Genomic DNA, 23,209 nt, shown 5'->3' with positions numbered 1-23,209 from the left:
GCGCTGACGCCGGTGGATCAGCTGTTTCTGCTGGACTTCGACTTTCCGGCGAAAGCAGATCAGCCGGAGAAAGCGATTCATGTCTATCAGTTAGCGGAGATCCTGGATCATGACATCTTGACAAATCTGATCACGGTGGTTATCATAGAGATGAAGAAGATAATTCAGATGAATCATAGTTATGAAGAGCTGAGCCGGGCAGAAAAGTGGTGTTGGTTTCTCGAACGGTATGACGAGGAACACAGTGATTCGGTAGCAGTCCGGTTAGTGGAAGAGGATGAAATCTTTAAGGAGGCGGACAGCGTAATGAAGAGAATGAGCAGTGATCCGGCAATGCGGGATGCGGCGTTTGAGCATAACCGGCGGTTGATGGACATGGCGCAGCTGCGCTATGAGGGCAAACGGGAAGGCTTGGCAGAAGGCATTGAGAAAGGCATCAAACAAGGCATTGAACAAGGTGTCGAACAAGGCATCGAAAAGCAACGATTAGAAACCGCAAGGGAAATGTTGAGAAATCATTGTAATGATCAGCTTATCCAGCTTTGCACCAAGATCAGTCTTCAACAACTGGAGCAGTTAAAGAAAGAAATCGTTTCCGGTTTCAATCAAACCGAGGACGATTCGGAGAAATCCCATCGGACAAGCGACTAAAAAGAGGAAGCTGATCCAAATGAAGTTTAATGAGTAGTATGATCTAAATCCTTGATCGGGCAGGAAATCTTTAAGGAGGCAGACAGCGTAATGAAGCGAATGAGCAGTAATCCGGCAATGCGGGATGCGGCGTTTGAGCATAACCGCCGGTTGATGGATATGGCGCAGCTGCGCTATGAGGGCAAGCAGGAAGGCTTGGCAGAAGGCATTGAGAAAGGCATCAAACAAGGCATTGAACAAGGCATTGAGCGAGGTATTGAGAAAGGCATAGAACAAGGCATCGAAAAGCAACGATTAGAAACCGCAAGGGAAATGTTGAGAAATCATTGTAATGATCAGCTCATCCAGCTTTGCACCAAGATCAGTCTTCAACAACTGGAACAGTTAAAAATAGAAGAACGCCCGAAACTAAACCAAGCCATGACAGAATCACAATTCCAGTCAGCGGATAACACGATAGCAGGAGAATAACCTAACTTTCTGCCAAAACTCATCCGGCAACAGATGTCTTTGATAGTGTTCTGAATTACATAAGAATTTCAACGAAACAAGCAGAAATTTACCCTCACTCCTTTATAGGTGAAGGAAGAAATCATCAAAAAAACAAACTTAACAATCCAGTACGAAGAAAAACTGATTCTCCTGGATAGAAAATCCTATAACACGTCGATATCCGAGGCATCTGTACTCTGTAAAATGCTCTGCATGAACAAAACAAATACTTTGCGACCTCGAAGTTCGGATCTAAGCATTGTCCAAAGCAAAAAAGATTCCGGTATTGGATATTCTCCAAGTCCGGAATCTTTTTTAACGACACTGATATAAATTCGCCAGAATGTCGACACACCGCTCGATGCCAAGCTCGCCGCTGTCCAGCGCAACATGGAAATTCTCAGCCAGTCCCCAGGTCTGGCCTGTGTAAAACTCATAATAAACTGCACGACGCTTATCCTTATCCCGAATCCGCTTTTCAATTTCGACATTCGTTTCGCCATACACCTCGACAATCCGTTTCGCCCGTTTTTCTTTTTTTGCGTGGATAAACGCTGTCAGACAATCCGCATGATCCTTAAGAATCACATCCGCACATCGGCCGACGATCACGCAGGATTCCTTTTCTGCCAATTCCAGGATAATCTTTCGCTGCAGCTGCCACAGCTGATCCTGGATTGAAGCCCCCATGAACTGCCCCTCCGATAACGCGAATGCCCAGTGACTGCTGTAAGGCGACGCCTCCTGCTGCTTCGCCACCATCTCCGGCGTAAAACCACTGGCCTGCGCCAGTTTTTCAATCAGTTCCTGATCATAGCACGGAATCCCCAGCCGGGCTGCCAGCTGTTTTCCCACGGTCCGTCCTCCGCTGCCGAATTGACGGCTGATTGTTACAATTCTGTTGTTTGTCATCCTCGAACTCCTCCTTTTCCAGTATTCGCTTCTATCATCACGGCAATAACGCCGGCCAGATAACGATCCAACGATTCCTTTTACAGGCCCGTAATATTTTGCTTAAGCTGAAAGAATCAAAGCGAGAAACAAGACCCCCCCCCGATAAAGATATACTCTGATCTTATTTTAATCAAGAAGCTGACAAGTCTTTCCTTTACTTCTATTATACTCCGTAATTGAAATCCAGCCAGCCGGCATTCTCTTAAAAAACAAATCATCAATGGCAGACAATAGGACAAGATTGACGTCCCCGGCAGAAACAAACATTTTAGAATGAATAGTATAACGACGCCCAGCTCTGATCGCGAACTGACTTTTTTATAAGCGGTCATTCATCACAAAAACAAGCAACGAACAGCGGCTGATGTTATACCAATACTGTTCGTTGCGAAGTTTTCAGTCATGGTCCGGCTTTGATCTCACTGCGTTTCCTTTTCAGGCTTTGATCTCACTGCGTTTCCTTTTCAGGCTTTGATCTTTTACAATTTAACCAGTGTCAATTTTTTATTCAATATTCTATCCAGCGTGCGAATTATTCGCTTTCATGCTTTACGATCTTCTGGTTCAGATCGTTAAAAAATTTGAACAAAAACGGAAAACAGACGACAAACGTCAGCACGTCGGCCAACGGCTGCGTCAATTCAACGCCGCGCAGCTGCCACAGCTGAGGCAAAATGAGGATCAGCGGCAGAAAGAATACACCCTGACGGCAGGCGGACAAAAACGTCGCCTCCGCCGGCTTGCCGATCGACTGGAACGTCATGTTGGCAATGACGCCCAGCGGCTGGATAAACAACGCCAGACACTGTGCCCGCATTGCATACGTCCCGATTTCCAGCACCTGAGCGTCAGCCTTGGTAAACAGCTGGATCACCTGCGGCGCAAATATGAAGCCGGCAACTGCCAGAATGCCCATCATCACAAAGCTGACGATCGTGGTAAACGTAAACGACTGCTTCACCCGCTTGTAGCAGCCCGCGCCGTAATTGAAACCGACAACCGGCTGATAGCCCTGACCAAAGCCGATCAAAACGGACAGGATTAACATGAACACCTTACCGACAACCGACATCGCCGCCACGGCCGCGTCCCCATAAACCGCCGCGTTGACGTTCAGCATCACCGTCGCAATGCTCGCCAAGCCCTGCCGGAAAAAAGACGGAAGACCCGTTTTGATGATCGCCGACAGGTCTTTCCACTTCCATGAGATATTTCGAAAACTGAGATGAAGCAGACTCTTATGCGTCAGAAAACAACCCAGCAGAATCAGAAAACTGATGATCTGACTGAGAATCGTCGCGATCGCCGCCCCGGCAATCCCCAAATGGAAGGTAAAGATAAAAATCGGATCCAGCACAATATTCAACAAACCGCCAGCCGTAATGCCGACCATCGCCAGTGTCGCTTTACCTTCTGAACGCAGCACATTGTTCAGCACAAAAGAGGACGACATGATCGCTGCACCCAGCAGGATGTATTTGGCATAATCGCGGGCATACGGCAGGATCGTCTTCGTCGCACCCAACAACGCCATGAGCGGATCGATGAAAATCAGACCAAACACCGTCAGCGCCAGTCCGAATGCGATCGCCGCAAAAAAAACCGGTGCTCGCAATCTTCTCCGCTTCCTCATGTTCCCGTGCTCCCAATAAACGGGAGATCAGACTGCCTGAGCCGATGCCCAGCGTGAAGCCGACTGCCTGAATGATCGCCATCAGGGAAAAGACGATCCCCACCGCACCGGTCGCGCTGGTACCCAGCCGGGAGACGAAAAACGTATCCGCCATGTTGTAAATCGAGGTGATCAACATACTGATAATCGTCGGCACCGCCAATGTTGTAATCAGCTTCGGGATCGGCTGTGTTGTCATTTTCTCGACCTGACTCAACGTCGCCTGACCGCTCATGCCCGATTTTCCCCTTCCGGCGTCGTTTTCTCACCGCGCAGATTATCCGTCATCCGCTGGATGTAGCCGATAAACTGCTCGCGTTCCTCCACGCTGAAACCTTTCAGGGCCAGCGCTTCGACTTCCGCGTGAATTTCGCTCATTCTGGCATGCTGCTGTGCGCCGAACTGCGTGATCTGCACCTGAATGCTGCGGCGGTCCTTGTCGCTGCGCACCCTTTCGATCATCCCGGCCTGTTCCATCAAATCCAGAATTTTAGACACTGTCGCCGGTTCGATATCGCAGGCCCGCGCCAGTTCCACCTGTGTTTGCGAGCCGCGCGTTAACAGATGCAGGATTTTCGGCTGTCCCATTGATATGCCCTGGTCGGCCATGCGCGGGCGAATCTGCGCCGTCTGCGCGCGGTAAGCCCGGGAAAATAAAATACAAAAAGGTTTATTCATAAGTCCAACCCCTTTCATTAGGTACCTAATAGTTAGCTTCCTAATTATAGAACGATCCGCGAAGTCTGTCAAATCATCCCGTTTTAAGAGCCTGAAAGATGTTCCAAAGTCCACAATCACAGCCAACGTCAGATAACAAAACCGAAGAAAAACCAGGAACACCGCTTGATATCCCAAACTCCGACGGCTGATTCCTGGTTTCTTATTTATATTTGTTCTCCGCTTACAGACATTCCATCAGCTGGCGCGTCAGCTGCTGCTTCAGCTCTTTATCCGCAAACGCCGCGCGCACGCTGTTGAGATTCAGATGAATCAGATCCTCCCGGGTCAGCCCCAGATACCGCACCGCTTTATCATATTCCTGATCCAGCGTCGTATCGCTGATTGTCATGTTATCGGTGTTCAGCGTCACAACCGCGCCGTGTTCCATCAACGGCTTCAGCGCATGATCGCTGTAGGAAAGCTGATTGCGACACTGCACGTTGCTCGTCAGGCACATTTCCAGCGGAATTTTCTTGTCGATCACTTCCTGCATTACTGCGCTGTCCTCCAGACAATGACCGCCATGCCCGATCCGACTGGCCCCCAGGTCCAGCGCCGCCTTGACTGAAGCGGCCGGACCGCTTTCTCCGGCATGGATCGTATACGGAATGCCATATTCCTTCGCCAGTTTAAAACAATCGCGGTAGCCTTCCATCGGCGTGATGCCCTCCGCACCGGCCAGATCCACCGCGACGACGCCCTTGCCCTTAAAGTCCCGAGCCGTCCGGATCGTTTCCAGATTGGCTTCATGATTGAGCGATGGTTCGCCCAGCGTCATCATGCACAAAATTAAACCGGCCTTGATCTGCGGATGCTCACACATTGCGATCCGCATGCCCTTGATCACTGCTTTGACCGCCTGATGCTGCGTCAATCCCTTCTGCGTATGAAACTGCGGCGCAAATCGCAATTCCACATATGCCAACCCCTGCAGAGCCAGCGTCTTGATCAGCTCACGGGTACAGAGCACCAACGCTTCTTCATCCTGCAGAATCGCGATCGGCAACTCAAAGCGTGCCAGAAACTCGTTCAGACTGCCGTTGTCGCGGCCGACGACAATCCGCTCACGGAATTGTTCCAGCGTGCAGTCCGGGGTGATCAGCTGGCGGTCCTGAGCTAAGGCATAGGCCAGCTTTAACGGCAGCGAGCCGTCTAAATGGACGTGTAAATCAATCTTCGGAAATGAATATTCCATGGTAAAACCCCCATTCTGTTTCTCTTTATTGTTTGTTTACCTCTGTTTATCCCGATGCCGCATTCATCCTTAAAGCGGATGGCTTCTGCCTGAACAGAATAAACCTGCTTTTATTGAAATTAAGGTTACGCCGTTTAACCGGCTTTGTCAATCGAAACTCTCGTTGCGTTCATGAATCCGGTTAGTTTCAAACAAACGCCGGATCATCTGCGGATCCTCGCTTTGCCCCAACACCCACATCAGCTTGGTGACCGCCGCCTCGCTGGTCATATCCTTGCCTTCCAGCACGCCGTAGCGCAGCGCCTTCTGCCCGACCTCATAGACGCTGAAATCACTTTGTTCATACAGACACTGGCTGCACACAACAACCGTGATGCCGGCCTGGGTCATCTCCTGCAGCTTCGCCGTCAGATCCCGCCGGATAAACGACAGCCCGCCGATGCCGAAAGCTTCGATCACCACGCCGCGGCAGGCCATCTGGATCAACGCGTCGAACAGCTTCGGATTCATGCCCGGGATCAGCTTGATCAGCACGACTTCCTTGCACAGCTGGCTGCGCAGCTGAAACGGACCGTCGATATGCGGAAGCAACCCGGCCCGGATATTCAATCCCCTGCTGTCAATCCAGCCGACCGGTTTGACGTTGACACTTTCAAATGCCTGGAAATTGGTCGTACGGACTTTCACCGCGCGGGTCCCTAATAAAATCTGCCGGTTAAACGCCACGAAAACTCCGGCATGACCGCTCGCCGCCATCGCCAGCGCCGTCCGGATATTCTCCAGACCATCGCTTAAAGGGTCTGCCAGGGGCAGCTGAGAACCCGTCAGCACAACCGGCAGCGTAACATTTTCCAACATGAAGCTCAAGGCGGAAGCGGTATAGGCCATCGTATCGGTGCCATGGGTCAAAATCAAGCCCTCGGCCCAGCCCTCTTCAATCAGCTCAGCCACTTTTTCCGCAATCCGCTGCCATTCTTCCGGCTGAATATTGGAGCTGTCCAGCGTGAATAAATCCCACGTTCTGATTTCATATTGATCGATCAATGTGCCTAATAACCGGCGTAATCCCCCGGCGTCCAGCTGCGGCGTCAGCCCTTCCTCCTGTTGGGCGCAGGCAATCGTACCGCCGGTAGTCAGCCATGCGATTCTTTTTCGAGCAGAATTCATAATCTTAAGCCCCTCTTTCTTCGTATTCTGTTTCCCCATGTACTCCCATTTATAAGTAACGGTCGTCCCTATCCGAAAACCGCCCCGAAAATTGTACACGTCCTGTTCAGACATCCAGTGTTTTAAATCGGCGTTCGCCTGAATCAAATGGAGACCGCTTAGACAAAGAAGGGGATTATACTCCAAAATCAGGAACTTCTCCCCTGTCATCTTCATCTTCTGCGAGCGTTTTCTCTGTTTGAATTTCAACCGCTGCCTCATTAATCTCCAAAAAGCCTTTAGCTTCCCGTTATGGTCTGGAATTCCATAATTCTCCTATCTGCGCCGTTTCGATTCACTGCTTTGACTGCAAGGACTCGATATCCGCGGCGGATCAGATCGGATTGGGCAGCCTTTCCCCCTGTTTTATTCTCTGCGACGCAAGCAGTTCTGCCGCCATTTCTCCCCTGCCAATCTGTTTTTGAACAGGCTCTTCGATCATTTCTGATGATTCCCCGATTTTATTTTAATTCTGCCTAACATTACAATTCGGACTTGTTTCCATTATATCCTTCTTTATTTTAGCTTGGATCTTGTTCTTTATCAACTTCATCCGACATGCCGGACAGAGAAAAACGAATTGGAAAACAGAAAAGAAAAGTTAGCTTAAAACCGGTAATAACGTTATAATAAGATTAAGAAGAAGTGTCTGTCAAAAGTTTCATTACTATGGAAAAGAAGAAAATTAAGAGCACATTCAGAAAAGAGGGGTTATCATGAAACGAAAACAAATCCTGCTGCTCGGCGGACTTTATTTCATCCTTTGCCTGCTTGTCCAGATTGTCTTATTATGGGGATTTCATAAACGGTGGGACATGCTCTGGCTGATCGGATTGGCATTGATTGTTTTTGCCTATGCCGGGGCAAGCCACATTTCGATGGATTTTCTTCAAGGCTCTGCCTATCAGCTTACGCGGCGGTCTCATGAAAGAATGCAACAGAATGATTTTGTCTCCGTTCCTTTCCTTCCATACCTTTTCGCAGCGTTGCCGCTGGCAATCAATCTGGTGATCGCTTACCAGTTTTTCCATTAAGCTCAATTCAGTATTTATTCGCTGCTCTCTTTTTCATACCTGGCAAGCCACAGCATAAAAAATAATCAATGCGCAAAGAAACAGCCTGCCGATCCGGCTGTTTTTCTTTATGCCGTTTTTTTTGCAAGCGTGAATGGGCATTGCTTTTTTGATTCTCGGATCAATGATCCTGTTCAATTTATACACCGGCCACCCGGTTACATTCTCAGAATAGAACTGAATTCACCTGATTTTCCAATCATCTTTCTTAAGCGCCGCACAGTTTTTACCGGAGCTGTTTTCCGTTTATCTTGGTTGGAGTTTCCTTTAAAAAAATGTTATTTTAAAATTGAAAGTTCAGCATCACGAAAAGGGGGACAGTTCCATGGAACCGGAAATGAAACGATTATTCGCGTTGTTAAAAACCGACCAGCCGATCACTTCCGCTCAGCTTGCCGCCGCAATGCATCTCAGTGAAAAAACCGTGCGCTCGCGGTTAAAGCTTCTGGCGGAAGTCCTGGATGAACACGGCGCGCAGCTGATCGCCAAACCCGGCATCGGATATCAGCTCAGGATTACAAATGACGACGCTTTGCATCGCTGGCTGAAGGAAACGCCGCAAACGCACATTCCTTCCACCTTCGCCCAACGGGTAGATTTTCTATTAGGGTATCTGTTATATCATCCGGACTATGTCAAGTTGGAGGAACTGAGCCAGATGATCTACGTTTCGCGCAATACGGTCACCGCCGATCTGAAACAGGTGGAAGCAATTCTGAATCTGTATCATCTGACGATCAGCCGCCGTCCGAATTATGGAATCCGTGTTGAAGGCAGCGAGTTCAACCGCCGGCTGTGCATCGCCAACTGCCTGTATAAAAACAACATGAGCTTCACAAGCCCGACCCAGAAAGCAGACGGCCAGATCCTCTTTGAAATTCTCAGCGCAGTCTTCCGCATCCATCACATCCGAATCTCGGAAACTTCCTTTGAGAATTTGATCGTCCACCTGGTCATTGCCAATCAACGGATCCGCAGTCATCAGCCAATGATCTACTCCAACAGTGCGCGCTCAGAAATGCGTCAGTTAGTCGGCGAACAAATTCTGCAGACGGCGAAAGAGGTGTGCGAAGCGATCCGAAAGCAGCTGGACGTGACGTATTCGGAAGACGAACAGCTGTATATCGCGCTGCATATCAGCGGCAAAGCCAGCTCGGATTCACAGGGGAAATACGGAAGTAATCTCGTCATCAGCGCGCAGATCGACGAACTTGTCTTAAAGATGCTCAACGCCGTTTACGAAGGCATGCTTCTTGATTTCCGCGATAATCTGGAGCTGCGCGTTTCCCTCAACCAGCACATGGTGCCGCTGGATATCCGCATGCGCTACAACATCCCGCTGAAAAATCCGATCCTCGCTCAAATCCAGCGGCAATACGCGTTCGCCTATACCGTAGCGGTCTGCGCCTGCTCTGTGCTGTCGAGCCATTATGGCAAAGCGATGCCGGAGGATGAAATCGCCTATCTGGCCGTGCTGTTCGCTTTGGCGATGGAACAGCGCGACCGGCCCTCACGCCGCTATAACATCGTGGTTGTATGCGTGTCCGGGCGGGGGACCTCGCAGCTGTTTCTTTACAATTATAAACGAGCCTTCGGCAAGTACATCAACCGGATCGTCGAAGCCACGGTCTTCGATCTGGAAGAGCTGGATTTCAAAGGCTTGCGGATCGACTTTGTTTTCACGACTGTGCCGCTCAATATTCCCCTGCCGGTACCGGTCTACGAAGTTTCTCTTTTGTTAAGCGATAAGGAAATCAACAGCTGCCAGAAAATCTTTGAAAACGGCGACGATCGTTTCCTCTATCGTTATTTTGACAGCCGGCTGTTTCTGCCCTGCGTGAAAGCGCAGACCAAAGAACAGGCGCTGACGGCGATCTGTCAGGCGGTCAATCGTTATCGGTCCGTACCAGATAATTTTTTCGAACTGGTCATGCAGCGGGAAGAAATGGGACAAACCGACTTTGGCAACCGCGTGGCGATTCCGCATCCCAGTCAGATTCTGGGCAACGGCAAGTTTGTGATGGCGGCAATCCTGGAACAGCCTGTCTTCTGGGGACATCACGACGTTCAGGTTGTCTTTCTGATCTCGCTGGCTGAACAGGATCCTGATGCGGAAGCATTTTACCGCACGATTACCAATTATCTTTCCGAAATCGAGCTGGTCGAAAAAACGGTTGCGCACCGCACCTTCAGTTGTCTGATGGACTGTCTGAAGGAAGCGTGGCGGCGATGATCTTTCAAAAAATACCGCAGCTTTCCCGGCAACATTCCGGTTGGAGTTGCTGAAAAAGCCATGCTAGACTGAATTTGTCAACCGGAAGTCCGGTCCGGCCTTCGCTGCAGAGAAGGAATGGACGGATTTGATCCCAACAAGGAAAGGAGCTTAGGAAATGGAAAATGAAATGGAACTGACGATCATGCGGCTGATTACCGCGGCCGGCGACGCCCGCAGCCTGGCGATTCAGGCGATCCGCGCCGCTCGTGCCGGACACTTTGACGAAGCAGACGCGCTGATGATCGAATGCGATAAAAAAATGGTGGATGCGCACCAATGTCAAACCGGTCTGATCTTTGCGGAAACCAACGGCAGCCCCGTCCCGCTTTCCTTACTGATGATCCACGCGCAGGATCACGTGATGAATGCCATGACCGTAAAAGATCTGGCCGCGGAGATGATCGAAATGATCCGCACCGCCGCTTAAACCACAAAGAATACTGTAAGAGGAGTAAACTATGAAAAATATCGTTCTGCTTTGCGCCCAAGGCATGTCAACCGGCATGCTGATGAACAAAATGCGCGCCGCCGCCAAAGCATCCGGCTACGAATGCACAATCAGCGCTTCGTCGGTCAGCCAGGCGAAAACCGCCGCGGAAACCGCTGACTGCATCCTGATCGGCCCGCAGGTCCGCTATGAGCTGGACAACGTCCGGAAACAATGCCCGGATCTGCCGGTCGACGTCATCGACATGGTTGCCTATGGCCGATTGGACGGCGTCAAGGTCCTGGCTGCCGCGCAAAAGCTGATGGAGGATTAAGCCCTTCTGAATCAATAGAGGAGAAAACAATGAGTAAACTGGATAAAATCACTGAGAAAGTCATGAAATTCGCACAGCTGCGCTATGTGAAAATCATCATGAACGCCTTCATGGGCATCGCCGCCTTCTCCATCGGCGCGTCGCTCTTTTCCCTGGTCAAATCGATTCCGATCGGCCCCTGGCAGACCTTTCTGACCACCAGCGGGTTCGGCAACATCCTTTCGATTCCGATCAATATGGTCTCCAATCTCTACGCTATCATGGTCGTCCTGTGCGTCGGCTACGAAACGGCGAAATCATTCGGTCAGCGGCCGCTGCCGGCAGCGATGGTCGCATTCGGCTCGTTCATGATCGTCACGCCGTTTGAAGCGGCGGTCAGCCTGGTCAACGAAGCCGGAGAAACAATCACCGGTCTTGCCAGCAACGTTCTTTCTTTAAGCGTCCTGGGTTCGCAGGGAATCTTCGTCGCGATGATCTGCGGCCTGATCGGCGCACGGCTTTACGTCTTCCTGTTGGAAAAAAACATCAAGATCAAAATGCCGGATTCCATCCCGCCTTCCGTCGCCGGCATGTTTGAAACGATGATTCCGGCCGGACTAGTCTTCATTCTGTTTATGGCGGTCCGCATGGGCTTTGCGCAGACGGCTTACGGCACGATGCAGAGCTTTATCTACACGATGCTGCAGAAACCGCTGATGGGGATCGGCGCCAATCCGATCGGCGCGGCCTTGTATCTGATGTCCGGCAAGCTGTTGTGGATGTTCGGCATCCATGGCGATATGCTGACCTACGCGACGCTGGGCTCGATTCGTTCCGCGGCAACGCAGGCGAACATGGCGGCCTTTGCGGCCGGGGAAGCGGCTCCATATCTGGAATGGGCAATGCTGACGCCGATCACCAACGTCGGGATTCTCGGTCTGACGATCCTGCTGCTGTTCTCGAAAGCGAAGCAATACAAGAGTCTGGGCCAGCTGTCCATCGCAACTTCGATCTTCAACATTACTGAGCCGGTCATGTTCGGGTTCCCGATCATCCTGAATCCGATCATGGCATTGCCCTGCGTCCTGTGCCCGGGAATCTGCGTCATGTTGACGTCAATGGTCATGCGGATGGGCCTGGTCGCACCGATGACCGGCGTCGCGCTGTCCAACGTCATCCCGACCCCGATCTATTTCTGGATGGCGACCAATTCGATTTCCGGGTTGATCTGGGGATTGATTCTGGTGGCGGTTTCCGTCGCAATCTTCTTTCCGTTCTTCAAAATCGCGGAAAAGGCGGCGATGAAGGAAGAACAGGCGGAAAGTGAGACCGAAGCCATCACCGTTTCCAAATAGCTGACAAACCAAGGATGTGGCGACGCATCCTTTTTAAAAAGAAAAGGAAGGTAAAGAATATGACTGGATTTCCCGAAGATTTCTTATGGGGCGGCGCGACGGCGGCGAACCAATGCGAGGGCGCGTGGAACGAGGATGGCAAGGGCATCAGCATCGCTGACGTTCTGACTTGCGGCGGACTGGCTAAACACACGGCGGCGCTGCCCGATGTGCCGGAAGAAATGAAAAAACACATTGCGAAGATGCGCGGCGTGACCTACCGCAGCGGCGATCAGGAAGGCGCGGCGATAGCGTTTAAAATGAATACTTATCCCGAGGAAGGAATCCCGGCATTGCTTGAAGAGGAATACTATCCGAATCATCAGGCGATTGACCATTATCATCGTTACAAAGAAGATCTGGCGCTGTTTGCCAAAATGGGCTTCAAATGTTACCGGATGTCGATCGCGTGGACGCGGATTTATCCCCAGGGCGAGGAGACCGAACCCAACGAGGCCGGCCTGCGGTTTTATGACAACGTCTTCGACGAGTGTCTGAAGTACGGCATCGAACCGATCGTCACGCTTTCGCATTATGAAATGCCACTGGCGCTGACATTAAAATACAACGGCTTCGCCGATCGGCGGGTGATCGACTGTTATGTCCGCTACGTGAAAACCGTGTTTGAGCGATACCAGCATAAAGTCAAATACTGGCTGACGTTCAACGAGCTGAATTCCGTCGTTCACAGCGGTTTTATCAATGCCGGCGTCTTCTCAAAGGACCGCCGTCTCATCGAAGCGGCCAGCTATCACCAGCTGCTGGCCAGCGCGCAGGTTGTCCGTTTCGCACACGATCACTATCCGCAGTTTCAAATGGGCTGCATGATCGGCGTGTCTCCGGCCTATCCTTATTCCTGCAAGCCGGAGGACAACCTGGCTGCACTGAAACAAAACCAGCAGCGCGATACTTACTATCCGGACGTCCAGATGCGCGGCTTCCTGCCGGAATACAAGCTCATCCAGCTGCAGCAGGAAGGTATCCGTCTGCCGATCCAGCCGGGCGACGCGGAAATTTTAAGCGGAGGCTGCTGCGACTTCATGGCCTTCAGCTATTACCAGACCAGCGTCGCGGCTGCTCAGGATGAAGCGATGCAGCGCACTGCCGGCAACATGGGCAGCTTTATCTTCAACCCGAATTTGAAAAAGAGCGAATGGGGCTGGCAGATCGATCCGATCGGACTGCGCTACACGCTGAATCTGTTTTATGACCGCTATCACAAGCCGTTGTTTATTGCGGAGAACGGACTGGGTGCGGCGGACGTGCTGAATGCCGATCATACGGTTCATGATCCTTACCGCATCGACTATTTACGCCAGCACATCCAGGCGATCAAGGATGCGATTGTCCTGGACGGCGTCCAGGTTTTCGGCTACACTCCATGGGGCTGCATTGATCTGATCAGCTGTTCCACCGGCCAGATTTCCAAGCGTTACGGCTTCATCTATGTCGATGTCGACGACGCGGGTCAGGGCACGCTCAACCGCTATGAAAAGGACTCCTTCGCCTATTACAAACGGGTGATTGAAACCAACGGCGAAATATTGTAGAACAGAAGATTCCGCAGTTTGTCTTTCGAAACTTATAAACGGAAGTTTCCGCAGCCTGTACTCAAACTTAAAACGTACTTCAACAACTGAAAAAAGTCCCGCTTTCCCCAACCAGCTTTCTTTTTTCCAGCCTTCCCCCCGTTTTTCTTATTGCCTTGATTCCTTCTTATTCCTTTTGACTTTCCTGACTTTCAACGATATCCTCAAACGTAGATCGAAGACTTCGTCAGGGCTGTTCTGCACCATCTTTAGAACCTCCCTCGTTATGGAAATCCAGAGCTTTTACCCGAACATTATGATACAATGACAGGGGTGATATGATGGATTACAAAAATAAAATTATTTATCAGATCTGGCCGCGTTCATTCCAGGATTCCAATCATGACGGAATTGGGGATCTCAAGGGCATCCTGCGCCGGCTGGATCATCTGCAGGATCTGGGTGTGGATCTGATCTGGCTCTCACCGGTGTATTGTTCCCCCAACACCGACTATGGCTATGACATCAGCGATTATTACAATATCCATCCCGATTTTGGAACGATGGCAGATTTTGACGCACTGTTGGCAGAATGCAAGAAACGGGGCATGGGGATCGTGATGGATCTGGTCGCAAATCACACCAGCGATCAGCATCCCTGGTTTCAGGCCTGCTTAAACGATCCGAACAGTCCATACCGGGATTGTTACTACTTCCGCGAGGGCGTCAACGACAAGGAACCAAACAACTGGATCAGCATGTTCGGCGGCAGCGCATGGACAAAGGATCCGCTGAAGCCGCACAGCTGGTATCTGACCACCTTCACGCCGCATCAGTGTGATCTCAACTGGGAAAATCCACGGGTCCGCGAAGAAATCGCCAACGTCATGCGGTTCTGGCTGGACAAAGGCGTCAGCGGCTTCCGCATGGACGTCATCAACACGATCGCCAAGCAGCCGGGACTGCCGAGCTGGCATCCGGAAAAGAAGGGCTATCAGTTTGCCAAAGAGTTCATGACCAATCTGCCGCAATCCCACGCTTACATTCAGGAACTGATCGGGAAGCTGGCAGACGATTATGATTTCATCACAATCGGCGAAGGCATGATGGCGGACAACGACGCGTGCGCACTGTATGCCGGCGAACAACGCGGCGAGTTGAACATGATGATCATGTTTGATCTGCATCTGCAGGACTGCGGACCGTTAGGCAAATATGATTTCCGCAAGCTGTATCACTGGACGATTCCCGGCTTCAAGTCGATTATTTTCCGATGGCAGACCGACAGCCAGAAACGAAATTACTGGGTTGCCAACTACATGAACAATCATGACCAGCCCCGCTCGATCTCCCGTTTCGGCAACGACAGGCAATACCGCGTTGAAAGCGCGAAGGCATTCGCTTTGATGAACCTGACGTTAAGAGGAACGCCGCTGGTGTATCAGGGCGAGGAGATCGGCATGACCAACTGTCATCTGGAACAGGATGAATGGCGGGATTATGAAGCGATCAACATTTACGACACCTTGCAGACGATGATGCATCTGCCCAAGGTCATCGCCAGAAAGGTCGTGCAGCGCATGACCCGCGATCACGCCCGCACGCCGGTGCAGTGGGATGACAGTGAATATGCCGGCTTCAGCGATCATCAGCCGTGGATCAGAGTGAATCCCAATTATAAGCAGATCAACCTGAAATCTGATCTGGTTTCAGAGACGAGCATCAATCGCTGGTATAAACAGGTTATCGCTCTGCGCAAAGCGTATTCAGCCTTCAACACCGGAGCGATGAAACCGGTTTTGATTCATCACAAACAAATTCTTGCTTATCAACGTTCTGACGAACAGGCAGAATTTTTGATTCTGATCAACCTCAGCGGCTATCCGGCCCGCTTTGACCTCAAGACGGAAGGCCGGATTCTGATGGATTCCTACGCCGATCCTCAGCCACGGCTATTGCGGCCTTATGAGGCAAGACTGATCCAGATCCGTTAAGCTTGAAAAGATCCCGCACCGTAAGCTCCCGCGCATAAAATTGCGCGGAAACTGATCGCAGCGGAAAGTGCGGAAAGGCAGAAACAGAAAAAAAGACGGAAACGAAAGTGAACCGCTCCGAATAAAAGATCCAGAGAAGAAGCGTTCATTTTAATCGCCGTCTTTTTCTTTTTGCTTGATTTCAACAGATCAGATTGTCTGTTCTAGCTGGAATTCTCCGCGATTATGCGGCTGTCTGTTCCAGCGCCCAGCGCCGCACATCGTCCATGGAATCAACGATTGCGTAGGCTTCCCGGCCGCGGAATTGTTCCAGACAAGCGGTATCGGGAACCGCGAACACCCGCACGCCCGCGGCATAGCCCGCCTTGACGCCGTTGGCGGAGTCTTCCACGATAATGCATTCCTCTGGCCGCAGCCCTTCCATCTCCATCATCTTGTTATACAGATCCGGATGCGGCTTGCGCCGGCCGGCTTCATCGCCGAAAATCCCGTTGTCATAACAGCCGGTCAATCCTGCTTTTTCCAACAGATACAACGCATATTCGCGCGGTGTCGAGGAAACGATCAGACGCCGGATGCCGTTTTCTTTTAATGCCGCCAGAATTTCCTTCACTCCCGGCCGCAGCGGCATGCCATTAGCCTCAATCCAGGCGTCCGTCATCTGTTTCTTCTCCTGCCACATCGCTTCGTACACTTTCATCGGCGGAAGCAAATGCCCGAACCGTTCAAAGTTCTCCTGCTGCGAACCGCCCATCATGTTTGTCATGACGGAAACGTCGAAGACGTGCCCCCGCGCTTCGTTCACCTTTTCCCACATCGACAAGCTCAGCCGCTCACTGTCGATCAAAACCCCATCCATGTCAAACATCACCGCTTTTAACTTTGTCATTCTATCCCTCCATGATTTCCCGGACTGCCTGCGCCGCAGCCCGGACGTCGCTTTCCATGATACCATAATGTGTGACAAAGCGGAACAGTCCATGATCGTCCGGATTCGTTAAAATTCCTTTTTCTTTCAATTTGTTCAGAAAATCCTCCGGGGTCCGCCTTTCACGATCGACTTTAAAGAACACCATATTGATCTGAATCCGTTCCATTTTCACGGAAATTCCATCAATCGCCGCTAATAATTCTCCTAACAGCTTCGCGTGGGCATGATCCTCCGCCAATCGCTCTGTCATCGAATCCAGGGCCACCAGTCCGGCCGCAGCCAGAATTCCAGCCTGCCGCAGCCCGCCGCCCAGCAGTTTGCGGTTGCGCCGCGCTCTTTCAATGAAGGCCTGATCCCCGGTTAAAACCGATCCGACCGGCGCCGCCAGTCCTTTCGACAGGCAGAACGTCACTGTATCCGCGCAGTCCGCAATCCTTTGAACAGAACAGCCGCTGGCTAAAGCGGCGTTTAAGACCCGCGCACCGTCCAGATGAACGCGCAGTCCCAGCGCTTTGGCGGCGGCATAGGCAGAACGCAGAACGGGCAGCGGTACAACCCCGCCGTTTGACAGCGCGTTTTCCAGACAAACTAAGCGTGTTCGCGGCTCATGGATATCTTCGCTGTGTACAGCATTGCGTATTGCATCCGCTTCAATCCAGTCCTGCGGATGATCGAGCGGATGCACCATCACCTGAGCGATCTGCGCCGCTCCGCCGACTTCATGCGTAACGATGTGGCTGTGCCGGCCGGCAATGATTTCATCGCCTCGTTCCGTCTGACTCATGAGGGCCAGCAGGTTGCCCAGAGTGCCGCTGCTGACAAACAGACCGGCTTCCTTTCCCATAAGCGCGGCAGCCCGCTGTTCCAGCTTCCGGACCGTCGGGTCATCCCTGTACACATCATCCCCGACGACCGCTTCCGCCATTGCCCGGCGCATCGCCGGCGAAGGCTGCGTGACGGTATCGCTGCGTAAATCAATCATGACTTTCCCTCTTTTCTAAGCGAAAGGCTCCCGCGGCAAGTCCGACAAGGAGCCTTTTCCTTTATTTTTACCCCGCAGTGTTCTACCCGCGGACTTTGCGTCAAGCTTCTTTCTTAAACCATCGGCGCGAACATCGGCAGTCCTTCCAGGAAGGCCAGCACGAAGCCCAGCAAGAACAACAGCAGCATGACGGTCGTGGTCTTCTTACCCTTGCGGATCAGCGCGAAGCAGCCGAAGGCCAGCAATAACGGCAGCAGCTTCGGGGCGATTTCATCAAAGATCGACTGGATCGCCAAGGTCTGATGGTTACCCATGTTCAACGTGATCGTCGTGGTAAAGTTGATCATCGTCGCGATCATACAGCCGACGACCGTAGCGCCCAGCATTTTCGCCGCCATCGAGAAGGTTTCCAGCATGCCGCCTTCCGTTGCATTTTCCATAAACGACAAGCCCTGCTCATAGCCGACCTGCAGACCTTTATACCGTACAAACCAATGCGGAATGTTATGAATCAGAAGGAACAAAATCGGGCCGAGGATGTTGCCCTGCATACAGAAGGAAATCCCCACGCCCAGGCCGATCGTTCTGAGCGTACCCCAGAAAATCGAATCGCCGATGCCGGAAAGCGGTCCCATCAGTGCGGTCTTGATAGCGTTGATCGAAGAAGCGTCAAAGTCCGGATTGGAGGCCGCCTCTTCTTCCATCGCGACGGCGATGCCCTGAACGAACGTCGTGCACTGCGGCGTGATGTTGTAGAAAACTAAGTGCCGTTTCATCGCTTCCTTAAAGCCTTCCGGATCATCCTTGTAAATCCGGCGCAGATGCGGAATCATCGCGTAGCCAAAGCCCAAACCCTGCTGACGTTCATAATTGAAGCAGCCCTGCAGGCAGCAGGAACGCCAGAAACCGCTCATGAATTCTTTCTTTTCCATTTTTCCAGTTGTCATCGTGGCTTCCCCCTTTACTCGTTAGCCTTTCTCTGAACCATATTATAATAGACCACAGCGATCACGGCGCCCAAGCCTGCGACGCCCAGGGAACTGACGCCCAAAAACGCGGCTAAGATGAAGCCCAGGAAGATAAACGGCGTCGCGTCCTTATCCATGATGTAATTCATCAATAAAGCGATACCTAAGGCCGGCAGCACGCTGGAAGCCTTAGTCAGTCCGTTCATCACGACTTCCGGGATGAAGTTGATAATCGTTTCCACCGCGCCGGAGCCGAAGTACAGCGCCAAGAACATCGGAACGAAGTAGACGATGGCAAAGACGACGACACCCAGCCAGTAATACCGTTCAATCGCCTTGAAGTCGCCGCGCTCCGCCGCCGCGTCGCACTTTGGATTCCAGATGTTGTTGATGATCCGCGGGATGATGCCGCAGGGCTGGAACAACAGCGCGATCGGCATGGACAGCGCAATCGCGGAATCCGCCGAAAGATGCGACATGATCGCGAAGGCCACCGCCAGAATCGTGCCGGCGGAGGAGTTTGGCAGCGAGGTGACGCCGATGCCGACAAACCCCATGAAGATCAGCTGTAAGGTCGCGCCCATGACTAAACCCGTCTGGACATCGCCGCAGATCAGACCAACTAACGTGGCTTCCACGATCGGTGTGTTCAATAAATTCTGACCCAGAATCCGGCCGTCGAGAATACTCAGGACATGCACCATGGATACCAGGATACACTGGATTAAAAACATAATTTTTCCCCTTTCCGAGTGTTTTTACTTTTTATTTTTTTCAAACATGGAATGGATTTCAGACAGCGGGATCTTCGGCTTGGACGGGGCTTCCTGAATGTAAACCGTTCGTCCTTGCCCGGCGATCGCATCCAGATGCCGCAGATCGTCCTCGACTAAGAAGACCTGATTGGAAATCGAAGTGCGTCCCTCTGCGAACCGGATCCCCCCTAAATCGACTTCCTTGATTTCCGCCGCGCCGGCGCACAGCGTTGCCGCATCTTCGCAGCTGCCGCAGATCAATAAGATTTTACGCTTGGCATGGGCGGCGTTGTTGAGATAGTCCACCGCTTTGGCTACGGTCAGCACCTCCATTTTGGAGCCGGCCGGCTTCCCGACGGTTAAGGACATCTTGAGCATGGCGTTGGTAGCGTGCTTGTCGTTGGCGATGACAATCGTGTCCGCGCCGGTCGCATTGACCCAATAGACAGCGACCTGTCCATGGATCAGACGATCATCAATTCTGAGAAGTTTAATCATTGAAACATCTCCCTTTCTTTTTTATTCCTCATTGCTGTCCAGCTGGTCATTGATGAACAGTAATGTTTGGCGACTGGCTTCAACCGCTTCCCGCAGGATCGCGCTGACATCGTCTTCCATCGGATTCAGCGCCACCTCCAGCAGCAGGCCCAAATTCAAGCCTGTCACAATGTAGAGGTTGGCGTAGTCTTCCAGAAACGGAATCGCGATCTGCGTCGTGCTGCCAACGGGGATATCCGTCATCAGAATGACCGGATCCGCCGCCGGAAAGCGCTCAAGAACCTGACGAACCCGGCTGTGCATCGTATCCGGTGAGTCCTGAGCTTCCATGCAGAGCAGCGTCAGCGGATTGTCTGAGCCGGAAATGACCTGCAGTGCAGAAGCGAAGCCTTCGCACAAATGGCCGTGAGTCAGTAAAACGATATGTTTCATATTCGATTCCTCCTGGTAAGCGCTATCATTTTTGTAAACTTAATATAGCATAATCAATTTATATTGTCTATATATTTATAGCATTTCATAGAATTTCATTTTATATTTTCGTAGATATTTAAAATCATTAACAATATATAAATCCGTTAATTTTAACTGTAACAATAGGTACACTTTTATTGACAAACTGTTTTTTTCCATCCTATAATCAAGTTAAAGGATAAATCCGCATGATTTTCAAAGAAATCCCGGCTTTATAGAATAGTCAAAATAAGTGTGCTTTTTGCGTCGGAAAACTGCTCTCTTTCCACTTTTCCAAACAAAAAAAGCAGTGATTTTCATCACTGCCTCAGCGAAAGATTTTCCCGTTGTTATTGTCCCAGCGAAATCTCGATGACTTTGCCGAACTGGCCGCCGGCTACGATCTTCGCGGTCTTTTGCGTGTTGTTGTAAACGACAGACCACTGGGTTGCGGTCAGTGCGCCGGTTTCCTCGTTCACCTTATTCTGACTGACGGCTTCCAATAAGGACATCGCTTCATTCTCCGATAAAATGCCGTTGTTTTCCTGCAGCGTATCCGCCAGAATCGCATACCGGTCCTGTCCCTTGCCAAAGCCGTAAACATCCTCGCTGATCAGAAAGTTTGTCAGCATCTGGAACTCGCCGTCTTCCTTACGGATGACGCGCAGCTGGTTGTCGATATATTCGATGACCGCACTGTCGCCTTGCGCATCGGCCATCTGGAAGTGATAGGAAGCGTTGGCCGAAGCGTGCATATCCATGTTTTCCAGCATGCCGATCGCTTCCTCGACCGTCGCCGCTTTGTCCAGCAGCCAGCGCATTGCGGACGTCGTCGTCAAGTCCAGCTTGTCCGTTTCCTGATGGGTCGGCTCCACGCCGCGGATCAGCAACACGCCGATCGAAAAGCCCATCTCGTTCATGCCATCCATCATGACATACGGCGCGGCCAGACTCATGATCGACGACAGGAAGCTGTCCGGCTGCTTTTCCTCGTTGTAGCCCAGAACTGAGATGTTCGCGATGGAGATTGAAGCATAACCCTGATCCGGATTGGATTTAACGATCATGCTCGGAACATAGTTCAGATCGTAATTCCGGCCGAACAACCAGTCTTCATCCTCATTCTGCGCCTGAAACGTGCTGCATCCGAAATCCGGAATGTTGAATTTCAGCGGCAGGCCCTTCAATAAATTCCCAGCCACATAAGAAACCAGCTCGGAATCGCTGGACGCACCGCCGGATGCCACCAGCTGATCCAGTCCGTAATCCGCGCTGTACTCGATCTGATACATTCCGTAATCGTCCACTTTCCGGATCGAATTCAACGTCTGAATCTCTTTTCGAAACATCCATCCCAACCCGGCCGCAAGCAGAACAACCGCCGCAAGCAGACCGATCCCGATTCTTTTCAATATCTTTTTCATAGCTCCTCCAAATATTTTGAATTTCAAACAGAAATGATTCTACCATTAAATTCCAGCATTTGGCAAGAGTTATTTTCATTGTAAATCGAACTACAAAATATTTTTCAGATTGGCAAGGCTTGAACCCGATAAAAAAAGAAGCCGGGCTGCGGCTTCTGAAAAGAAAGGGAAGGATGTCTTCAGGCGTCAATTCGCCTTGGTTTTAATCGCCTGGGAAAAGCGGTAGTTATACACGGTGATCGCACTGATCCGGCAATCGTCACAGATCCGGCTGGATAAAATCTGGAATGGCATGACAAACAACATCGGCAGAAGCAGGCTGCAGGCATCGACGTCAATCGTCATGACCCGCTTATCACTGTTGCCCGGATGCCGGGTGATCAGATAAACACGGTCGGTCAGCTGATGCAGACCTTCGTAAATCATCATCACGCGATCGTGCATCGTATCGTCCATGTCCAGCAGGAAAACAGCGTTGTCCTTTTTAATTTCATAGACCGGACCATGCAGGAACTCTTCCGTTTCATAGGCGTTGGACGGAATCCCGATCGTTTCTTCCATTTTCAGCGCACCTTCGATCGCCGGGCCAAAGCTCGGACCGATCCCAACGGTCATCGCCCGTTTCATCGACCACAGTTCTTCCTTGTTCGCATCATACCATTGATTGATCTTTTCGTGGATCCGCGGCATTTCATGGATGATCGTTTCGATTTCCTTCATGCGTTTTTTATAGCTGTCTTTCGGATACGTCCCCTTTTTCACGCCAGCTTCCAACGCAAACAAAATGAAGTAAAGCGTGGACGTCGGAACGCCGCGGCAGACAAATACATCGTCACCCGGGCCATAGGAACCGTATTCCAGCACGGTATCGCAATACCGCGTGATCGGGCTGTTTGGAACCATGGAAATCGCGACGACGTCGTTGCCGCATTCCTTTGCCTTGACGACGGCTTCAATCGTGTTGGTGCTCTTGCCGCTCTGCGACATACAGATGACCAGCGCGTTTTCATGGAACTTATAATCATATTTGGCATAGGTAACGGAGTTGATCAAATCAACCTTGACGCCCAGATAGTTCTGGATCGCATACTTCGAGCAGTTGGCGATGTTGTAGGAAGAACCGGAAGCGACCATGACGATCTTCTTGTAGTCCTTCGCCAAAAACAGATCGACAAGCTTGCCGACCAGGGCTTCCTTGTTTTTGAACATTGCTTCAGCGGTCGCCGGGGTTTCCAGCACGCAGTCAACCATCCATTTTTTCATTCTCTTGTCCTCCTTGAGATTTTCCAGCGCAAACATTGTG

At 51.2% G+C, this 23,209-nt stretch carries 22 protein-coding genes and 1 pseudogene; 9 read left to right on the top strand and 14 right to left on the bottom strand.

Features of this window, described 5'->3' with window-relative positions; translation table 11 throughout:
- Together I2D94_RS06915 and I2D94_RS06910 are read left to right on the top strand one after the other, a co-directional pair.
- On the top strand, nt 1-651 hold a 651-nt coding region (locus tag I2D94_RS06915; protein ID WP_195396104.1), incomplete at its 5' end, for a PD-(D/E)XK nuclease family transposase.
- 90 nt (nt 652-741) lie between these two features.
- Nucleotides 742-1,122, top strand: a complete 381-nt coding sequence (locus I2D94_RS06910; protein WP_195396103.1) for a hypothetical protein — start codon at nt 742-744, stop codon at nt 1,120-1,122.
- A 336-nt stretch (nt 1,123-1,458) separates the two neighbouring features.
- Here the strand turns inward: I2D94_RS06910 and I2D94_RS06905 are convergent, their stop codons facing one another.
- The 6 genes and pseudogenes from I2D94_RS06905 to I2D94_RS06885 form a co-directional block, all read right to left on the bottom strand.
- The gene (locus I2D94_RS06905; RefSeq protein WP_195396102.1) at nt 1,459-2,055 is read right to left on the bottom strand and encodes an AAA family ATPase; all 597 of its coding nucleotides are present in this window, start codon (nt 2,053-2,055) and stop codon (nt 1,459-1,461) included.
- 574 nt (nt 2,056-2,629) lie between these two features.
- A complete protein-coding gene (locus tag I2D94_RS06900) occupies nt 2,630-3,712 on the bottom strand; it encodes an MATE family efflux transporter (protein WP_255524732.1) in 1,083 nt (360 codons plus the stop codon).
- A gap of 46 nt (nt 3,713-3,758) precedes the next feature.
- Nucleotides 3,759-3,884, bottom strand: a pseudogene (locus tag I2D94_RS18490) (hypothetical protein); the annotation flags it as partial.
- Nucleotides 3,885-4,000: 116 nt separating this feature from the next.
- Nucleotides 4,001-4,447 carry a MarR family winged helix-turn-helix transcriptional regulator gene (locus tag I2D94_RS06895; RefSeq protein ID WP_072684817.1) on the bottom strand — a complete coding sequence of 149 codons (447 nt, stop codon included), beginning with the start codon at nt 4,445-4,447 and terminating at the stop codon, nt 4,001-4,003.
- A 223-nt stretch (nt 4,448-4,670) separates the two neighbouring features.
- On the bottom strand, nt 4,671-5,684 hold the full coding sequence (gene add / locus I2D94_RS06890; protein WP_195396101.1) for an adenosine deaminase: 1,014 nt from the start codon (nt 5,682-5,684) through the stop codon (nt 4,671-4,673).
- A gap of 147 nt (nt 5,685-5,831) precedes the next feature.
- The gene (locus tag I2D94_RS06885) at nt 5,832-6,851 is read right to left on the bottom strand and encodes an asparaginase (protein WP_195396100.1); all 1,020 of its coding nucleotides are present in this window, start codon (nt 6,849-6,851) and stop codon (nt 5,832-5,834) included.
- A 755-nt stretch (nt 6,852-7,606) separates the two neighbouring features.
- Between I2D94_RS06885 and I2D94_RS06880 the strand changes: the two genes are divergently transcribed.
- From I2D94_RS06880 to I2D94_RS06850, 7 genes are all read left to right on the top strand, one after another.
- A complete protein-coding gene (locus tag I2D94_RS06880) occupies nt 7,607-7,924 on the top strand; it encodes a hypothetical protein (protein WP_072684813.1) in 318 nt (105 codons plus the stop codon).
- Nucleotides 7,925-8,288: 364 nt separating this feature from the next.
- Nucleotides 8,289-10,196 (top strand): BglG family transcription antiterminator, encoded by a 1,908-nt coding sequence (locus tag I2D94_RS06875; RefSeq protein ID WP_195396099.1) that lies wholly within the window; start codon nt 8,289-8,291, stop codon nt 10,194-10,196.
- Nucleotides 10,197-10,353: 157 nt separating this feature from the next.
- Nucleotides 10,354-10,665 (top strand): PTS lactose/cellobiose transporter subunit IIA, encoded by a 312-nt coding sequence (locus tag I2D94_RS06870; RefSeq protein WP_072684811.1) that lies wholly within the window; start codon nt 10,354-10,356, stop codon nt 10,663-10,665.
- 31 nt (nt 10,666-10,696) lie between these two features.
- Nucleotides 10,697-10,999: a PTS sugar transporter subunit IIB gene (locus I2D94_RS06865; protein WP_195396098.1), complete on the top strand. Its 303-nt coding sequence runs from the start codon at nt 10,697-10,699 to the stop codon at nt 10,997-10,999.
- Nucleotides 11,000-11,028: 29 nt separating this feature from the next.
- Nucleotides 11,029-12,333, top strand: coding sequence for a PTS sugar transporter subunit IIC (locus I2D94_RS06860; RefSeq protein ID WP_195396097.1), 1,305 nt, complete (start codon nt 11,029-11,031; stop codon nt 12,331-12,333).
- Nucleotides 12,334-12,392: 59 nt separating this feature from the next.
- On the top strand, nt 12,393-13,922 hold the full coding sequence (locus I2D94_RS06855; protein ID WP_195396096.1) for a glycoside hydrolase family 1 protein: 1,530 nt from the start codon (nt 12,393-12,395) through the stop codon (nt 13,920-13,922).
- A 317-nt stretch (nt 13,923-14,239) separates the two neighbouring features.
- Nucleotides 14,240-15,895: an alpha-glucosidase gene (locus tag I2D94_RS06850; RefSeq protein ID WP_195396095.1), complete on the top strand. Its 1,656-nt coding sequence runs from the start codon at nt 14,240-14,242 to the stop codon at nt 15,893-15,895.
- Between the two features lie 223 nt (nt 15,896-16,118).
- Here the strand turns inward: I2D94_RS06850 and I2D94_RS06845 are convergent, their stop codons facing one another.
- From I2D94_RS06845 to I2D94_RS06810, 8 genes are all read right to left on the bottom strand, one after another.
- Nucleotides 16,119-16,784 carry an HAD family phosphatase gene (locus tag I2D94_RS06845; RefSeq protein ID WP_195396094.1) on the bottom strand — a complete coding sequence of 222 codons (666 nt, stop codon included), beginning with the start codon at nt 16,782-16,784 and terminating at the stop codon, nt 16,119-16,121.
- A gap of 1 nt (nt 16,785) precedes the next feature.
- Entirely contained in the window at nt 16,786-17,808 is a 1,023-nt protein-coding gene (gene ltaE / locus I2D94_RS06840; RefSeq protein ID WP_195396093.1) for a low-specificity L-threonine aldolase, read from the bottom strand.
- A gap of 113 nt (nt 17,809-17,921) precedes the next feature.
- Nucleotides 17,922-18,755 carry a PTS system mannose/fructose/sorbose family transporter subunit IID gene (locus I2D94_RS06835; protein ID WP_006061325.1) on the bottom strand — a complete coding sequence of 278 codons (834 nt, stop codon included), beginning with the start codon at nt 18,753-18,755 and terminating at the stop codon, nt 17,922-17,924.
- A 14-nt stretch (nt 18,756-18,769) separates the two neighbouring features.
- On the bottom strand, nt 18,770-19,510 hold the full coding sequence (locus I2D94_RS06830) for a PTS sugar transporter subunit IIC (protein WP_117896040.1): 741 nt from the start codon (nt 19,508-19,510) through the stop codon (nt 18,770-18,772).
- A 24-nt stretch (nt 19,511-19,534) separates the two neighbouring features.
- A complete protein-coding gene (locus tag I2D94_RS06825; protein ID WP_195396092.1) occupies nt 19,535-20,029 on the bottom strand; it encodes a PTS sugar transporter subunit IIB in 495 nt (164 codons plus the stop codon).
- Nucleotides 20,030-20,050: 21 nt separating this feature from the next.
- Entirely contained in the window at nt 20,051-20,461 is a 411-nt protein-coding gene (locus I2D94_RS06820) for a PTS sugar transporter subunit IIA (RefSeq protein ID WP_195396091.1), read from the bottom strand.
- 371 nt (nt 20,462-20,832) lie between these two features.
- A complete protein-coding gene (locus I2D94_RS06815; RefSeq protein ID WP_195396090.1) occupies nt 20,833-21,906 on the bottom strand; it encodes a linear amide C-N hydrolase in 1,074 nt (357 codons plus the stop codon).
- A 186-nt stretch (nt 21,907-22,092) separates the two neighbouring features.
- Entirely contained in the window at nt 22,093-23,169 is a 1,077-nt protein-coding gene (locus I2D94_RS06810) for an SIS domain-containing protein (protein ID WP_195396089.1), read from the bottom strand.
- Nucleotides 23,170-23,209: the final 40 nt, after the last annotated feature.

Source organism: Holdemania sp. 1001302B_160321_E10, from assembly GCF_015552275.1.
Taxonomy (GTDB): Bacteria; Bacillota_I; Bacilli_A; order Erysipelotrichales; family Erysipelotrichaceae; genus Holdemania.
The sequence above is the reverse complement of the archived record's forward strand: the minus strand, read 5'-3'. Positions and strand labels throughout refer to the sequence as shown.

Coding starts and splice junctions, on each gene's coding strand:
- I2D94_RS06910 (WP_195396103.1), top strand. CDS start 742: ATGAAGCGAATGAGCAGTAATCCGGCAATGCGGGATGCGGCGTTTGAG.
- I2D94_RS06905 (WP_195396102.1), bottom strand. CDS start 2,055: ATGACAAACAACAGAATTGTAACAATCAGCCGTCAATTCGGCAGCGGA.
- I2D94_RS06895 (WP_072684817.1), bottom strand. CDS start 4,447: ATGAATAAACCTTTTTGTATTTTATTTTCCCGGGCTTACCGCGCGCAG.
- add (WP_195396101.1), bottom strand. CDS start 5,684: ATGGAATATTCATTTCCGAAGATTGATTTACACGTCCATTTAGACGGC.
- I2D94_RS06885 (WP_195396100.1), bottom strand. CDS start 6,851: ATGAATTCTGCTCGAAAAAGAATCGCATGGCTGACTACCGGCGGTACG.
- I2D94_RS06880 (WP_072684813.1), top strand. CDS start 7,607: ATGAAACGAAAACAAATCCTGCTGCTCGGCGGACTTTATTTCATCCTT.
- I2D94_RS06875 (WP_195396099.1), top strand. CDS start 8,289: ATGGAACCGGAAATGAAACGATTATTCGCGTTGTTAAAAACCGACCAG.
- I2D94_RS06870 (WP_072684811.1), top strand. CDS start 10,354: ATGGAAAATGAAATGGAACTGACGATCATGCGGCTGATTACCGCGGCC.
- I2D94_RS06865 (WP_195396098.1), top strand. CDS start 10,697: ATGAAAAATATCGTTCTGCTTTGCGCCCAAGGCATGTCAACCGGCATG.
- I2D94_RS06860 (WP_195396097.1), top strand. CDS start 11,029: ATGAGTAAACTGGATAAAATCACTGAGAAAGTCATGAAATTCGCACAG.
- I2D94_RS06855 (WP_195396096.1), top strand. CDS start 12,393: ATGACTGGATTTCCCGAAGATTTCTTATGGGGCGGCGCGACGGCGGCG.
- I2D94_RS06850 (WP_195396095.1), top strand. CDS start 14,240: ATGATGGATTACAAAAATAAAATTATTTATCAGATCTGGCCGCGTTCA.
- I2D94_RS06845 (WP_195396094.1), bottom strand. CDS start 16,784: ATGACAAAGTTAAAAGCGGTGATGTTTGACATGGATGGGGTTTTGATC.
- ltaE (WP_195396093.1), bottom strand. CDS start 17,808: ATGATTGATTTACGCAGCGATACCGTCACGCAGCCTTCGCCGGCGATG.
- I2D94_RS06835 (WP_006061325.1), bottom strand. CDS start 18,755: ATGACAACTGGAAAAATGGAAAAGAAAGAATTCATGAGCGGTTTCTGG.
- I2D94_RS06830 (WP_117896040.1), bottom strand. CDS start 19,510: ATGTTTTTAATCCAGTGTATCCTGGTATCCATGGTGCATGTCCTGAGT.
- I2D94_RS06825 (WP_195396092.1), bottom strand. CDS start 20,029: ATGATTAAACTTCTCAGAATTGATGATCGTCTGATCCATGGACAGGTC.
- I2D94_RS06820 (WP_195396091.1), bottom strand. CDS start 20,461: ATGAAACATATCGTTTTACTGACTCACGGCCATTTGTGCGAAGGCTTC.
- I2D94_RS06815 (WP_195396090.1), bottom strand. CDS start 21,906: ATGAAAAAGATATTGAAAAGAATCGGGATCGGTCTGCTTGCGGCGGTT.
- I2D94_RS06810 (WP_195396089.1), bottom strand. CDS start 23,169: ATGAAAAAATGGATGGTTGACTGCGTGCTGGAAACCCCGGCGACCGCT.